Raw genomic sequence first — 14,723 nt, forward strand, 5'->3', positions numbered from 1 at the left:
GATGGCGGCTTCAGCGGCTCAAGTACATCCGCGTCGTAAGCAAATACACCGGCAGTCCCGACACCAAAATCAACAATGCCGCATAGGGCGCCGCCGCCGCGAATTCCACATTCGAGGTATGCGCCCACACCGCCGTGGCCAAGGTGTTCAGCCCGGTCGGGCTGAGCAGCAGCGTCGCCGTCAATTCCTTCATCGCATCCAGGAACACCAGCGCAAACGCCGCGCCCAATGCCGGGAAAATAATCGGCAAGGTCACTCGGCAAAACGCGCTGAACGACGACGCGCCCAGCGTACGTGCGGCCTCTTCCAGCTGCGGCGCCGCCTTGTTCAGGGCGGTACGGATCGGCGCCTGTGCCAGCGGCAGAAATAGCAGCGCGTAAGCAATCAACAGCAATGCCGAGGTCTGGTACAGCGCCGGCACGTAATGCAGGGCGAAATACACCAGCGTCAGCGCAATCACCAGGCCGGGCAGGGCGTGCAGCAGGTACGGCAGGCGTTCGGCCCAGAGCGCCAGTTGGCCTTTGTAGCGCACCACCAGCAGCCCCACCGGCACTGCCAGTACCAGGCACAGCGCGGCGCCGCCCAGCGAGAGTGCCAGGGAAGACAGCAGCGCCTCGCCAATCTCGGCCGCTGGAAACGCCGCCGACGAACCAACTGCCAGCCAATACCCGAGCATGCCCAGGGGAATGCCGCTGCCGATGATCGCCAGCAGCAAGCAATACACTTGGCCCAGTGGCGCCCATTTACCCAGTCGGACCTGCTCCGCGTGCCGCGCCGCGCCCTGGCCGATCCGCACGTGCCGGCCCTTGCCGCGCACGCGCAACTCCAGCCACAGGAGCGTCAGGCATATCACCAGCAGCACCGCCGAGAGCATCGCGGCATTCGCATTGCTGAATTCCAGTTCGAACTGTTGGTAGATCGCGGTGGTGAAGGTCTGCAATCCGATGATCGACAGCGCACCGAATTCCACCAGCATGTGCAGGGCAATCAACAGGGCCCCGGCCAGCAACGATGGCCACAGCAGCGGCAATGTCACCCGAAAGAATATGCCCCAGCGGTTGAGTCCCAGGGTGCGTGCCGACTCTTCCAGCGAGGGGTCAAGATTGCGCAGGGTCGCCGCCACCGGCAAGAACACCAGCGGGTATTTGGACAGGCTCATCACCAGGATCGCCCCGCCGAGCCCTTCGAATTGGGCGCTCAGCGACACCCAGGTAAAGCTGCTGACAAACGCCGGCACCGCAAACGGCAGGCACAGGATCACGCCCCAGATGCGCCGTCCCGGCAGGTTGCTGCGCTCCAGCAGCCACGCCAGGGACAGGCCGATCACGGCGCACGCGACCGTCACCCCGATCATCAGCGCCAGGGTGTTGCGCAGCAGTCCAAACACGTAAGGCCGCCACAGCAAGTGGACCGCCTCCGCCCAGCCCGCCTGCCAGGCCTTCAGCCCGACATACACCAGCGGCAGCAGGCTCAGGCCCACCAGGAGCAGGACGGGAAGCAACAACCAGATCGAGGGACGCTTGCGTCGCGGGGTGAAACCCCCGCGCAGGGCGGGGGCGGGTAGCGATGGGTTCATCAGTTCAAGCCAACGTCACGTTCCAGGTCCAGGGCCTCTTCGGCGTTACCCAGGTCGGCAGGCGTGACTTTCGGCGGTTGCAGCTCGCTGAAGGGCTTGAGGCCACGGTTGGATTCCATGCCCTTGCGCAGCGGGTATTCGGCTGAGGTGTTGGTGATCACGCGCTGGCCTTCTTCACTGGCCATGAACGCCAGCAGCTGCTGTGCTTCCTGGGGGTGTTTGCTGGATTTCAGTGCCGCTGCCGAAGACACGGTGATCAGGCCGCCGGCATCGCCATTGGTGAAGTAATGCAGCTGGGAATCCAGGTTGGTTTTTTCCTTCTTCAGGGCAAACCAGTAGTAGTTGTTTACCAGCACGGTAGCCACTTCGCCATTTTCCACGGCTTTGAGGGCGACCATGTTGTTGCTGTACACCTTGCCGAAGGCGCGCAGGCCGGTCAGCCATTCTTCGGCGGCTTCGCGGCCGTGCAGCTTGATGATCGCCACGGCCTGTTCCTGGAACGCGCCGCTGGTGGGCACGAAGCCGACCTTGCCTTGCCACTCGGGACCGGCGAAATCCAGTACCGACTTGGGCAGGTCTTTTTCGGCGATCAGTTTGGGGTTGAACGCCACGACGCGGGTACGCGCGGTCACGCCCATCCAGTCGCCGTTGCTGCCGACGTAGTCCTTGGGCAACACCGCGAGCGTGCTGGCATCGATCTTCGCCAGCAGGCCTTGCTCGCCGAGCTTGTTCAGGGGCGGTGACTCTTCGGTGTAGATCACGTCGGCAGGGGAGCGCTCGCCTTCTTCCACGACCTGGCTGGCCAGCTGGTTGCTGCTGCCTTTGCGCACATTGACGTGGATGCCGGTCTTGGCTTCGAAGGCCTTGGCGAGTTCATCGCCGACTTCTTTGTGTTGGCCGTTGTACAAGGTCAGGGAAACCTTGTCGGCGGAATAGGCGCTGGGCGAGAGCAGGGTCAGGCCGAGCAGAGTGATGGTCAGGCCACGCAGAAGGGATGTCTTGAGACGGGTATCGCGGATCATCATCCGGGGTTTTCCTCACTTGAGTGCAACAAATCATTGCAAGGATAAACGATAAAGTTTCTCAGGTGCGGACGGGAGGGTAAATCGGGCGGGAAAGTTTCCAGGCTGATGTTTTCAAGCCCCGGAAACGAAAAAACCCGCTTTCGCGGGTTGATCTGAATTTGGTGCCCAGGAGAAGACTCGAACTTCCACGACCTTGCGATCACCAGCACCTGAAGCTGGCGTGTCTACCAATTTCACCACCTGGGCATTATCAACAACGCTTGCGCCGTTGATGGAGCGAACTATACGGAGGGCTTTTTGATCTGTAAACCCCTGATATCAAAAATATAAATCGGGATTCACGTTAAAAATCAAAGGCCTGAAACGAAAAAACCCGCTTTCGCGGGTTTGATCTGAATTTGGTGCCCAGGAGAAGACTCGAACTTCCACGACCTTGCGATCACCAGCACCTGAAGCTGGCGTGTCTACCAATTTCACCACCTGGGCATTATCTGACAACGTTGCCGTCGTCGATGGCGCGCACTATACGCAGCGCTATTTTGGCTGTAAAGCCCTGCTATCAAAAAAACCTGGAAAATTTCGCCAGTGGTCGTGCAAGGTGCGTTCCGAGGGCTGCAAAGGCCTTTAAAACGCTTGTTGATGCCTGAAATTTCCCGTTTCAATACGCGTATGCCAAACTAACCCGCATATAGACAAGGTGAAAACTCTCTAATGGCCGATTGGCAGTCCCTCGATCCCGAGGCCGCTCGTGAAGCGGAAAAATATGAAAACCCTATTCCTAGCCGCGAACTGATCCTGGCGCATCTCGCCGATCGGGGTTCGCCTGCTAGCCGCGAGCAGTTGGTCGAAGAATTCGGTCTGACCACCGAAGACCAGCTCGAAGCCCTGCGCCGCCGCCTGCGCGCCATGGAGCGCGACGCTCAACTGATCTACACCCGCCGTGGCACCTATGCACCCGTGGACAAGCTCGACCTGATCCTTGGCCGCATTGCCGGCCACCGTGACGGCTTCGGCTTCCTGATCCCGGATGACGGCAGTGACGACCTGTTCATGAGCCCGGCGCAGATGCGCCTGGTGTTCGATGGCGACCGTGCCCTGGCACGCGTTTCCGGCCTCGACCGTCGCGGCCGCCGTGAAGGCGTGATCGTCGAAGTGGTGTCCCGTGGTCACGAGACCATCGTCGGCCGTTACTTCGAAGAAGGCGGCATCGGCTTTGTGGTGCCGGATAACCCCAAGGTGCAGCAGGAAGTGCTGATCACCCCGGGCCGCAACGCCAATGCCAAGATCGGCCAGTTCGTCGAGGTGAAGATCACCCACTGGCCAACCCCGCGCTTCCAGCCGCAGGGCGACGTGATCGAAGTAGTCGGCAACTACATGGCGCCGGGCATGGAAATCGATGTCGCGCTGCGCACCTACGATATCCCTCACGTATGGCCTGAAGCCGTCGTGAAAGAAGCCCGCAAGCTCAAGCCCGAAGTGGAAGAGAAGGACAAAGAGAAGCGCATCGACTTGCGCCATCTGCCGTTCGTCACCATCGACGGCGAAGACGCCCGCGACTTCGACGACGCGGTCTACTGTGAAGCCAAGCCTGGCAAGTTGCGCCTGTTCTCCGGCGGCTGGAAGTTGTACGTGGCGATTGCCGACGTTTCCAGCTACGTGAAAATCGGCTCGGCACTGGACAACGAAGCCCAGGTGCGCGGCAACTCGGTGTACTTCCCCGAGCGCGTGATCCCGATGCTGCCGGAAGAATTGTCCAACGGCCTGTGCTCGCTGAACCCGAAAGTCGACCGTTTGGCCATGGTATGCGAGATGACTATCTCGAAAACCGGCGAAATGACCGATTACCAGTTCTACGAAGCGGTGATCCATTCCCAGGCACGCCTGACCTACAACAAGGTCAGCACCATCCTGGAAACGCCGAAGACCAGCGAAGCCAAGGCCCTGCGTACTGAATACGCCGGCGTCGTGCCGCACCTCAAGCAGCTGTATGCGTTGTACAAGGTGTTGCTGGGCGCACGTCACGTCCGTGGCGCGATCGATTTTGAAACCCAGGAAACCCGGATTGTCTTCGGTTCCGAGCGCAAGATCGCCGCGATCACCCCGACCACCCGCAACGACGCGCACAAGCTGATCGAGGAATGCATGCTGGCGGCCAACGTGGCCACTGCTGAATTCCTGAAAAAGCACGAAATCCCTGCGTTGTACCGTGTGCACGACGGCCCGCCGCCGGAGCGCCTGGAAAAACTGCGCGCGTTCCTCGGCGAGCTCGGCCTGTCCCTGCACAAAGGCAAGGACGGCCCGACGCCGAAGGACTACCAGGCTCTGCTCGCGAGCATCAAGGACCGTCCGGATTACCACGTGATCCAGACCGTGATGCTGCGCTCCCTGAGCCAGGCGGTGTACAGCGCCGACAATCAGGGCCACTTCGGCCTGAATTACGAGGCGTACACCCACTTCACTTCGCCGATCCGTCGTTACCCGGACTTGCTCACGCACCGGGCGATCCGCAGCGTGATCCACTCCAAGCAGAACACCCCGCACGTCAAGCGCGCCGGTGCCATGACCATTCCGAAGGCGCGGATCTATCCGTACGACGAAGCGGCCCTGGAACAGTTGGGCGAGCAGTGCTCCATGAGCGAGCGCCGCGCCGACGAAGCCACCCGCGACGTGGTGAACTGGCTCAAGTGCGAGTTCATGAAAGACCGCGTGGGCGAGTCGTTCCCGGGTGTGATCACTGCCGTGACCGGCTTTGGCCTGTTCGTCGAGCTGACCGACATCTACGTCGAGGGCCTGGTGCACGTCACCGCCTTGCCGGGCGACTACTACCACTTCGATCCTGTGCATCACCGCCTGGCGGGCGAGCGCACCGGTCGCAGCTTCCGCTTGGGCGATACGGTGGAAGTGCAGGTCATGCGCGTCGATCTCGACGAGCGCAAGATCGACTTCGGCATGCCTGACAAACCGGCCGAACCGACTGGCCGGAAAAAACGTGGCAGCGACACCGCAGCCCCGGCCGCCAAGGGCAAGGGGGCTCCTGCGAAAGCGGCGGCCACCGAGCCTGCGCCGGCCAAGGCGGGTCGTCGTTCGTCTGTCAAGGACAAGGCCCCCGAAGCCTATCGCCCAAGTGACGCAGCGGCGAAAAACGCCGAACTGCGCAAGAGCCGTGAGTTGAAGCAGCAGTTGCTCAACGAAGCCAAAAGCGGTGGTAAAGCGGCGTCTGGGGGAAAGTCCCACGGGGCGGAAAAGCCGTCGAGCAAGCCGAGTAAACACCGTAAAGGCCCGCCAAAAGCGGGTTCGGCCCCCGCGAAAAGCGGCGGGTCGCGCAAACCTAAGGCCAAGTCATGAGTCTGGAAAAAATCTACGGCGTACACGCCGTAGAAGCATTGCTGCGTCACCATCCCAAGCGCGTCAAGCAAGTCTGGTTGGCCGAAGGTCGCAGCGAGCCGCGCGTGCAAGCGCTGGTCGAGCTGGCCACCGCCAACAAAGTCGCGATCGGCCAGGCCGAGCGGCGTGAAATGGATGTGTGGGTGGAAGGTGTCCACCAGGGCGTGGTCGCGGACGTGAGCCCGAGCCAGGTCTGGGGCGAAGCCATGCTTGACGAGCTGCTCGACCGTACCGAAGGTGCGCCGCTGCTGTTGGTGCTGGACGGCGTGACCGACCCGCACAACCTCGGTGCCTGCCTGCGTTCGGCGGATGCCGCCGGCGCGCTGGCAGTGATCGTGCCCAAGGACAAGTCGGCGACCTTGACGCCGGTTGTACGTAAAGTCGCCTGTGGCGCGGCGGAAGTGATTCCGCTGGTGGCCGTGACCAACCTGGCGCGTACCCTGGAGAAACTCCAGCAGCGCGGCCTGTGGGTCGTGGGCACGGCGGGAGAGGCCGAGGTCAGCATCTATGACCAGGACCTCACCGGCCCGACCATCCTGATCATGGGCGCCGAAGGCAAAGGCATGCGTCGCCTGACCCGTGAGCATTGTGATTACCTGGTGCACCTGCCGATGGCCGGCAGCGTCAGCAGTCTCAACGTATCGGTCGCAACGGGCGTCTGCCTGTTCGAAGCCCAGCGCCAGCGCGGCGCCAAGGCTAAAGCCAAGAAGTAACCAAGTCTGGCGCAGGTCAAAATGTGGGAGGGGGCTTGCTCCCGAATACGGTGTATCAGCCAGTGCATTGGGTGACTGGCACACCGCTTTCGGGAGCAAGCCCCCTCCCACATTGTTTTTGTGGTGTATGGGCGCTGTTCAAATAATCACCAATCACCTTGCACCCTTTCTCCCCCTTCTCTACAATTGCGCCCCTTGCCTTCCTGGCAGGCACCGATGTGCCTCCCTGCGGCAAGATCCATAAGTGTCATTCACTCCTTGTCTGACCGTTTTTGAGCGGCAGGCTACAACCCGTAAGGAGCATTCATGCGTCATTACGAAATCATCTTTTTGGTCCACCCGGATCAAAGCGAGCAAGTCGGCGGCATGGTTGAGCGTTACACCAAGCTGATCGAAGAAGACGGCGGCAAAATCCACCGTCTGGAAGATTGGGGCCGTCGTCAACTGGCCTACGCAATCAACAATGTTCACAAGGCTCACTACGTGATGCTGAACGTTGAGTGCACTGGCAAGGCCCTGGCCGAGCTGGAAGACAACTTCCGCTACAACGATGCAGTGATCCGTAACCTGGTCATCCGTCGCGAAGAAGCCGTTACCGGCCAATCCGAGATGCTCAAGGCTGAAGAAAACCGCAGTGAGCGCCGTGAGCGTCGCGACCGTCCTGAGCACGAAGGCGCTGATAGCGCTGACAGTGATGACAGCGACAACAGCGATAACGCTGACGAGTAATCCACGGACCTTTTAAGGAGCCTATCAAATGGCACGTTTCTTCCGTCGTCGTAAATTCTGCCGCTTCACCGCTGAAGACGTGAAAGAGATCGATTACAAAGATCTCAACACTCTGAAAGCCTACGTATCCGAGACCGGCAAAATCGTTCCAAGCCGTATCACCGGTACCAAAGCACGTTATCAGCGTCAGCTGGCCACCGCTATCAAGCGCGCCCGCTTCCTGGCCCTGCTGGCCTACACCGACAGCCACGGCCGCTGAGACCGGGCAGTCGACAAGTAGTAAGGGATTGAATGCATGCGCGCCTTAGCTGAGTTCATCATGCGCGGTCGTGTGCAGGCCACTCTGGTAGTGGCTGGATGTGCGGCATTGCCGTTGCTTTATTGGTTGGGTGCTGCCGCAGGTTGCCTTGTGCTCCTGCGGCGCGGTTTGAAGGACGCCCTTGGCGTTCTTGCCCTGGGACTGCTGCCGGCCTTGGTCTGGTGGCTGCAATTCGACGATCCACGCGTGCTTCTGGTACTGCTGGGGTCATCGAGCCTTGCGTTGGTTTTACGCGCAAGCGAGTCCTGGGTCCGCACGCTGCTGGTCAGCGTGGCATTGGGGTTGGTGTACTCAGTAATGCTTGGCGCGGCTTTCCGCCCGCATATCGAGGCGCTGGCGCAGGAGATCGTCAAGATCTTGCCGCTGGCCCTCGGGGATCTCTACCAGCAGTTGACGGTAGATGAGCGAGCGCGCCTTGCGGCACTGATTGCACCGGTCCTGACCGGCCTGATAGCGGCACTGTTGCAGATCGTCAGCGTGCTGAGCCTGATTCTTGGGCGTTATTGGCAGGCGTTGTTGTACAACCCGGGTGGTTTTGGTCGCGAATTTCGCAGTATCAGAATCCCAGCGGGGCCGGCGATGTTGCTGCTGGCGTGCATGGTTGTCGGACCGAACTTCGGTCCACAGATGGCCTTGCTGGCGCCGATTTGCAGCGTACCGCTGGTGTTTGCCGGACTGGCCCTGATTCACGGGCTGGTTGCGCGAAAGCGCCTGGCCAAGTTCTGGCTGGTGGGGTTGTACGTCACGCTGTTGCTGTTCATGCAGCTGATCTATCCGTTACTCGTGGTCTTGGCCATTGTCGACGGCCTGATTGATTTTCGCGGTCGTCTCGCGTCGAAAGACGCCGATAACGCGAACGGTGAAGGTTAAAAGTTAGAGGATTTTCACATGCAACTGATCCTTCTGGAAAAAGTCGCCAACCTGGGCAACCTGGGCGACAAAGTGAACGTTAAGGCCGGCTACGGTCGTAACTACCTGCTGCCATACGGCAAAGCCACCGCTGCAACCGCTGCCAACCTGGCTGCGTTTGAAGAGCGTCGTGCTGAGCTGGAAAAAGCCGCAGCAGACAAAAAAGCATCGGCCGAAACTCGCGCTGCCCAACTGGCTGAGCTGGAAGTGACTATCACTGCCACCGCCGGTGACGAAGGCAAGCTGTTCGGTTCGATCGGCACCCACGACATCGCTGATGCACTGACCGCCTCCGGCGTTGAAGTGCAGAAGAGCGAAGTTCGTCTGCCGAACGGCACCATCCGCAACGTAGGCGAATTCGACGTAGCCGTGCACCTGCACGCTGAAGTTGAAGCCACCGTACGCGTTGTCGTGGTAGCAGCTTAAGCAGCACCTAACTGACTGGCACCTCGCGTGCCAGGCGGTTAACATCGGGCACGATCCTGTTTACAGGTCGTGCCTTTTGTTTTTCTACAAACCCCTAATTCCAAGTGGCCATGAACGATATTTCAGCTCCTGAGCAATACGATCTGCAAACCGCTGCCCTGAAGGTGCCGCCGCATTCCATCGAGGCCGAACAGGCCGTGCTCGGTGGCCTGATGCTGGACAACAACGCCTGGGAACGCGTGCTGGATCAAGTCTCGGACGGTGATTTCTATCGGCATGACCATCGCCTGATCTTCCGTGCCATTGCCAAGCTGGCCGACCAGAACTCGCCGATCGACGTGGTGACCCTGGCCGAACAGCTGGACAAGGAAGGCCAGACCTCCCAGGTCGGCGGCCTGGGTTATCTCGGCGAGCTGGCGAAAAACACGCCGTCCGTCGCCAACATCAAGGCGTATGCGCAGATCGTTCGCGAGCGCGCGACGCTGCGCCAACTGATCGGCATCAGCACCGAGATCGCCGACAGTGCCTTCAACCCCGAAGGCCGTACCGCCGCCGAGATTCTCGACGAAGCCGAGCGCCAGATCTTCCAGATCGCCGAAGCGCGTCCCAAGACCGGCGGCCCGGTAGGCGTCAACGAGCTGTTGACCAAGGCCATCGACCGTATCGACACGTTGTTCAACACCGACAACGCGATCACCGGTATTTCCACCGGCTACACCGACCTCGACGAGAAAACCAGTGGCCTGCAGCCGGCTGACTTGATCATCGTCGCCGGCCGTCCATCCATGGGTAAAACCACCTTTGCGATGAACCTGGTGGAAAACGCGGTGTTGCGCAGCGATAAGACGGTACTGGTGTACTCCCTCGAGATGCCAGGCGAATCGCTGGTCATGCGTATGCTTTCCTCGCTCGGCCGTATCGACCAGACCAAGGTGCGTGCCGGTCGCCTGGAAGACGACGATTGGCCGCGCCTGACCTCGGCGGTCAACCTGCTCAACGACCGCAAGTTGTTCATCGATGACACTGCCGGTATCAGCCCGTCCGAGATGCGGGCACGTACCCGCCGCCTGGTGCGCGAGCACGGCGACATCGCCCTGATCATGATCGACTACCTGCAGTTGATGCAGATCCCGGGCTCCAGCGGCGACAACCGGACCAACGAGATTTCCGAAATCTCGCGGTCCCTGAAGGCCCTGGCCAAGGAATTCAACTGCCCGGTGGTGGCGCTGTCCCAGCTCAACCGTTCCCTGGAACAACGTCCCAACAAGCGCCCGGTGAACTCCGACTTGCGTGAATCCGGAGCGATCGAGCAGGACGCCGACGTCATCATGTTCGTGTACCGCGACGAGGTGTACCACCCCGAAACCGAGCACAAGGGCATTGCCGAGATCATCATCGGCAAGCAGCGGAACGGGCCGATCGGCTTTATCCGCCTGGCGTTCATCGGCAAGTACACGCGTTTCGAGAACCTGGCTCCGGGCAGTTACAACTTCGACGACGACGAGTAAGCCCCAGCGCCTTCAAGGGCCTCATCGCCGGCACGCCAGCGGCCACATCTGGATGTATTCACTATTCAGTGTGGGAGCGGGCTTGCCCGCGATGGCGTCAGCACAATTCCGACTATTGCCGTCGGAATTGGTCAAAATTTGTGCTATATTCCGCGCCCGCGATTTTTCATCTCAACACCGGTCACCGTCATGCAAACAGCCAAGCCGTTATTTGACTATCCCAAGTACTGGGCCGAATGTTTCGGTCCTGCGCCATTCCTGCCAATGAGCAGGGAGGAGATGGATCAGCTTGGCTGGGATTCCTGCGACATCATCATCGTCACCGGTGATGCGTACGTGGACCACCCATCGTTCGGCATGGCCATCATCGGCCGGCTGCTGGAGTCCCAGGGCTTTCGCGTCGGGATCATTGCCCAGCCGAACTGGCAGTCCAAAGACGACTTCATGAAGCTTGGCGAGCCGAACCTGTTCTTCGGCGTCGCGGCCGGCAACATGGACTCGATGATCAACCGCTACACCGCCGACAAGAAAATTCGTTCCGACGACGCCTACACCCCTGGCGGCATGGCCGGCAAACGCCCGGACCGCGCGAGCCTGGTGTACAGCCAGCGGTGCAAGGAAGCCTACAAGAACGTGCCGATCGTGCTCGGTGGTATCGAGGCCTCCCTGCGCCGCATCGCCCACTACGACTACTGGCAGGACCGTGTGCGCAACTCGATCCTGATCGACGCCACCGCCGATATCCTGCTGTACGGCAACGCCGAGCGCGCCATCGTCGAAGTGGCCCAGCGCCTGTCGTGGGGTCACAAGATCGAAGACATCACCGACGTGCGCGGCACCGCGTTCATTCGTCGTGATACGCCGGCAGGCTGGTACGAAGTGGACTCCACGCGGATCGACCGTCCGGGCAAGATCGACAAGATCATCAACCCGTACGTGAACACCCAGGACACCCAGGCCTGCGCCATCGAGCAGGAAAAAGGCCCGCAGGACGATCCGGAAGAAGCCAAGGTCGTGCAGATCCTGGCCAGCCCGAAGATGACCCGCGACAAGACCGTGATCCGCCTGCCATCGGTGGAAAAGGTCCGTGGCGACGCGGTGCTGTATGCACACGCCAACCGCGTGCTGCACTTGGAAACCAACCCGGGCAACGCCCGCGCGCTGGTGCAGAAGCACGGTGAAGTGGACGTGTGGTTCAATCCGCCGCCGATTCCGATGACCACCGAAGAAATGGACTACGTGTTTGGCATGCCTTACGCCCGCGTTCCGCACCCGGTGTACGGCAAGGAAAAGATCCCGGCCTACGACATGATCCGTTTCTCGGTGAACATCATGCGTGGCTGCTTCGGCGGCTGCACCTTCTGCTCGATCACCGAGCACGAAGGTCGCATCATCCAGAACCGTTCCGAAGAGTCGATCATCCGCGAAATCGAAGAGATCCGCGACAAAGTGCCGGGTTTCACCGGCGTGATCTCCGACCTCGGCGGCCCGACCGCGAACATGTACCGCATCGCCTGCAAGAGCCCGGAAATCGAATCCGCGTGCCGCAAGCCGTCGTGCGTGTTCCCGGGTATCTGCCCGAACCTGAACACCGACCACTCCTCCTTGATCCAGCTGTACCGCAGCGCCCGTGCGTTGCCGGGGGTCAAGAAGATTTTGATCGCTTCCGGCCTGCGCTACGACCTCGCGGTCGAGTCGCCGGAGTACGTCAAGGAGCTGGTCACCCACCACGTCGGTGGTTACCTCAAGATCGCCCCGGAACACACCGAGGAAGGTCCACTCAACCAGATGATGAAGCCGGGCATTGGCAGCTATGACAAGTTCAAGCGCATGTTCGAGAAGTACACCAAGGAAGCGGGCAAGGAGCAGTACCTGATCCCGTACTTCATCGCCGCCCACCCGGGCACCACCGATGAAGACATGATGAACCTGGCCTTGTGGCTCAAGGGCAACGGCTTCCGCGCCGACCAGGTGCAGGCGTTCTACCCGTCGCCGATGGCCACCGCCACCGCGATGTACCATTCGGGCAAGAACCCGCTGCGCAAGGTCACCTACAAGAGCGACGCGGTAACCATCGTCAAGAGCGAAGAGCAGCGCCGCCTGCACAAGGCCTTCTTGCGCTACCACGACCCGAAAGGCTGGCCGATGCTGCGTGAAGCGCTGACCCGCATGGGCCGTGCCGATTTGATCGGCCCGGGCAAAGACCAACTGATCCCGCTGCATCAGCCGAGCACCGACAGCTACCAGAGCGCGCGTCGCAAGAACTCGACGCCGGCCGGCAGCCACAAGGTCGCCAAGGAAACCACCACCCGGATCCTCACCCAGCACACCGGCCTGCCACCGCGTGGCAGCGACGGCAGCAACCCGTGGGACAAGCGCGAGCAAGCCAAGGCCGCCGCCCAGGCGCGCAACAAGCAGGCAGCCAAGGAACGCGCGGATGCGGCCAAGGGCAAGGGCGGCAAGCCTGCGCGTAAGCCGGTCGTGCCGCGCTGATCGCAACCTGAATATGCAAAACGCCAGCCTCGTGCTGGCGTTTTGCTTTCTATTCGCTGGCGTGCCTGTTTGTTAAGGTGGCGCCCATTGAATCGCCTTCGCGAGCAAGCCCGCTCCCACATTTGTCCGAGTTCCAGCATGAGAATGCGCTCGAATGTGGGAGCGGGCTTGCTCGCGAAGGCGTCAGTTCAGGCACCCTTCATTTCAAGGAAGAACACCCATGAGCAACCCCCTGCTCAACATTGGCATGGACTCCAACCGCTCCCAATTCATGGCGCGCCAGCGCATCGAAAGCCAGATCAACCTGCCGCGCCTGTTCGCTGCCATCGATGCCGATCCCGCCATTGTTGGTGCCGGTGTTGTGTATATCGATGCCGAGTTCAACGTCGTCACTCTGCGCGAATTCCAGCCTATCTGCAGCATCGCACCCAAGCGGTTGATCCTGCGTGAGGCGCAGAAGTACATCGCGCCAACGCAATTCGCCCAACAGGTGCAAGACAACCCGCGAGAGTCCCGGCTGGTGGGCGAAGCGGTCAATACCACGCTGTCGTGTGCCGGCGCGGTCATCGGTTGGATTGTGGTGCTCAGTGGTTCCGTCGCGGTCCCGTTTTCGGCAGGCGCCAGTTCGGTGGTCGTGGCGCTCGGCTACACGGCTGCGGCGGCCAGTTCCGTGCAGTGTTTTGCCAGCGGCTATCGCACGGTCAATGAGATCCGTAACCCCGCGCGCAATGATCAGCTCGACAGTGAGGAGTGGTACCAATACACCATGATTGCCCTGGATGCGGCGTCGTTGGTCGGGGTCGGTTCATCGGCGCTGGCAACGGTCAAGCTGGTGCGGCTGAATAAGGCCGCCACCGGAAAAAGTGTGAGGGAGGTGCTCAGGGGCCTGAACCGACAGGAGCGCGCCAAGTTGACCAAAGAGCTGTTGAGCATCAACGATCCACGCCTGACGTCCAAGATGATCAAGCTGAAGCAGTTGTCGGGCGAGTTGCCTAAGCGGTTCACGCCCACCGAGGTCAAACATGCAACGGTCACGCAGATCAAGGATGCCTTGGGCGCCGTCATTGGTTTTACCGGCAGCGCGGTGTCGGGGAACGTGCGCACAATTGCCGTAGGGCTGTATGAGGAGGCCGAGCAATGAACGAACTGCCCAGCATTCGCAGTTTTCTGTCGACGTATTTCCCGGTCTTCATGGGGGCGATATTTGCCTCGATTTTCACCCTCGTGTTTACGGTTCCGGTGTTCTTCGACAGCTATATGCCCAGCCTGTCCATGGCAGATAACGCCAAGTACGCCTTCGTGGTGGGTATCGCGCTCACGCTAATCATCGTGCACTGCAATTTCATGATCGCCCGCGGGCATCCCCAATGGACGTGGCCGGTCGTGGTGCTTTTGGGGGTGTGCTTTCTGAGTGTATTGCCAACCCTCAATGATCAACCGAATGCGCTGATGTATGCCCTGAGCCTGTTGTTCCCATTGCTTGGGCTATTGCTGTTCAACAGCAAGCGTCACCGTGAAATGCGCCAGAAACTGGTCGAAGTTCGCCTCCTGCGCGAAGCCATCAGCGCCCGCCAAAAAGCTCGCTGACTGGGTAGATTCACCACCCCCGCTCACATGACCGCCACATAAATGTGCAACCCT

12 protein-coding genes and 2 tRNA genes are annotated in these 14,723 nt (G+C 60.7%); 10 read left to right on the plus strand and 4 right to left on the minus strand.

From position 1 onward, the window contains the following. Window positions 1-10: 10 nt before the first annotated feature. The 4 genes from NTD80_RS08275 to NTD80_RS08290 all read right to left on the minus strand — a co-directional run bounded on the left by NTD80_RS08275 (window position 11) and on the right by NTD80_RS08290 (window position 3,087). A complete protein-coding gene (locus NTD80_RS08275) occupies window positions 11-1,576 on the minus strand; it encodes an ABC transporter permease (protein ID WP_262133093.1) in 1,566 nt (521 codons plus the stop codon). Then, entirely contained in the window at window positions 1,576-2,601 is a 1,026-nt protein-coding gene (locus NTD80_RS08280; RefSeq protein ID WP_065900132.1) for an iron ABC transporter substrate-binding protein, read from the minus strand. The genes NTD80_RS08275 and NTD80_RS08280 overlap by 1 nt, the downstream gene beginning before the upstream one ends. Before the next feature lie 159 nt (window positions 2,602-2,760). Next, window positions 2,761-2,847, minus strand: a tRNA-Leu gene (locus tag NTD80_RS08285). A gap of 153 nt (window positions 2,848-3,000) precedes the next feature. Next, window positions 3,001-3,087, minus strand: a tRNA-Leu gene (locus NTD80_RS08290). Between the two features lie 225 nt (window positions 3,088-3,312). Here NTD80_RS08290 and rnr point away from each other — a divergent pair. From rnr to NTD80_RS08340, 10 genes are all read left to right on the plus strand, one after another. Continuing rightward, window positions 3,313-5,946 (plus strand): ribonuclease R, encoded by a 2,634-nt coding sequence (gene rnr, locus NTD80_RS08295; RefSeq protein WP_262133094.1) that lies wholly within the window; start codon window positions 3,313-3,315, stop codon window positions 5,944-5,946. Next, the gene (rlmB, locus tag NTD80_RS08300) at window positions 5,943-6,698 is read left to right on the plus strand and encodes a 23S rRNA (guanosine(2251)-2'-O)-methyltransferase RlmB (RefSeq protein WP_065900136.1); all 756 of its coding nucleotides are present in this window, start codon (window positions 5,943-5,945) and stop codon (window positions 6,696-6,698) included. Before rnr ends, rlmB begins: the two co-directional genes overlap by 4 nt. 306 nt (window positions 6,699-7,004) lie before the next feature. Continuing rightward, window positions 7,005-7,427 carry a 30S ribosomal protein S6 gene (gene rpsF, locus NTD80_RS08305; RefSeq protein ID WP_003236224.1) on the plus strand — a complete coding sequence of 141 codons (423 nt, stop codon included), beginning with the start codon at window positions 7,005-7,007 and terminating at the stop codon, window positions 7,425-7,427. Between the two features lie 28 nt (window positions 7,428-7,455). After that, a complete protein-coding gene (gene rpsR / locus NTD80_RS08310) occupies window positions 7,456-7,686 on the plus strand; it encodes a 30S ribosomal protein S18 (protein WP_002551829.1) in 231 nt (76 codons plus the stop codon). A 36-nt stretch (window positions 7,687-7,722) separates the two neighbouring features. After that, window positions 7,723-8,616, plus strand: coding sequence for a hypothetical protein (locus NTD80_RS08315; protein ID WP_065900138.1), 894 nt, complete (start codon window positions 7,723-7,725; stop codon window positions 8,614-8,616). Between the two features lie 18 nt (window positions 8,617-8,634). After that, window positions 8,635-9,081 (plus strand): 50S ribosomal protein L9, encoded by a 447-nt coding sequence (gene rplI, locus NTD80_RS08320; protein ID WP_003171376.1) that lies wholly within the window; start codon window positions 8,635-8,637, stop codon window positions 9,079-9,081. A gap of 110 nt (window positions 9,082-9,191) precedes the next feature. Beyond that, the gene (gene dnaB / locus NTD80_RS08325) at window positions 9,192-10,589 is read left to right on the plus strand and encodes a replicative DNA helicase (RefSeq protein ID WP_065900140.1); all 1,398 of its coding nucleotides are present in this window, start codon (window positions 9,192-9,194) and stop codon (window positions 10,587-10,589) included. Window positions 10,590-10,778: 189 nt separating this feature from the next. After that, on the plus strand, window positions 10,779-13,082 hold the full coding sequence (locus tag NTD80_RS08330; RefSeq protein WP_065900141.1) for a YgiQ family radical SAM protein: 2,304 nt from the start codon (window positions 10,779-10,781) through the stop codon (window positions 13,080-13,082). Between the two features lie 220 nt (window positions 13,083-13,302). Then, a complete protein-coding gene (locus NTD80_RS08335) occupies window positions 13,303-14,223 on the plus strand; it encodes an NAD synthetase (RefSeq protein ID WP_065900142.1) in 921 nt (306 codons plus the stop codon). Continuing rightward, a complete protein-coding gene (locus NTD80_RS08340) occupies window positions 14,220-14,669 on the plus strand; it encodes a hypothetical protein (protein ID WP_262133095.1) in 450 nt (149 codons plus the stop codon). Before NTD80_RS08335 ends, NTD80_RS08340 begins: the two co-directional genes overlap by 4 nt. Window positions 14,670-14,723 lie beyond the last annotated feature (54 nt).

Source organism: Pseudomonas sp. 13B_2.1_Bac1, from assembly GCF_025466155.1.
Taxonomy (GTDB): Bacteria; Pseudomonadota; Gammaproteobacteria; order Pseudomonadales; family Pseudomonadaceae; genus Aquipseudomonas; species Aquipseudomonas aylmerensis.

Coding starts and splice junctions, on each gene's coding strand:
- NTD80_RS08275 (WP_262133093.1), bottom strand. CDS start 1,576: ATGAACCCATCGCTACCCGCCCCCGCCCTGCGCGGGGGTTTCACCCCG.
- NTD80_RS08280 (WP_065900132.1), bottom strand. CDS start 2,601: ATGATGATCCGCGATACCCGTCTCAAGACATCCCTTCTGCGTGGCCTG.
- rnr (WP_262133094.1), top strand. CDS start 3,313: ATGGCCGATTGGCAGTCCCTCGATCCCGAGGCCGCTCGTGAAGCGGAA.
- rlmB (WP_065900136.1), top strand. CDS start 5,943: ATGAGTCTGGAAAAAATCTACGGCGTACACGCCGTAGAAGCATTGCTG.
- rpsF (WP_003236224.1), top strand. CDS start 7,005: ATGCGTCATTACGAAATCATCTTTTTGGTCCACCCGGATCAAAGCGAG.
- rpsR (WP_002551829.1), top strand. CDS start 7,456: ATGGCACGTTTCTTCCGTCGTCGTAAATTCTGCCGCTTCACCGCTGAA.
- NTD80_RS08315 (WP_065900138.1), top strand. CDS start 7,723: ATGCGCGCCTTAGCTGAGTTCATCATGCGCGGTCGTGTGCAGGCCACT.
- rplI (WP_003171376.1), top strand. CDS start 8,635: ATGCAACTGATCCTTCTGGAAAAAGTCGCCAACCTGGGCAACCTGGGC.
- dnaB (WP_065900140.1), top strand. CDS start 9,192: ATGAACGATATTTCAGCTCCTGAGCAATACGATCTGCAAACCGCTGCC.
- NTD80_RS08330 (WP_065900141.1), top strand. CDS start 10,779: ATGCAAACAGCCAAGCCGTTATTTGACTATCCCAAGTACTGGGCCGAA.
- NTD80_RS08335 (WP_065900142.1), top strand. CDS start 13,303: ATGAGCAACCCCCTGCTCAACATTGGCATGGACTCCAACCGCTCCCAA.
- NTD80_RS08340 (WP_262133095.1), top strand. CDS start 14,220: ATGAACGAACTGCCCAGCATTCGCAGTTTTCTGTCGACGTATTTCCCG.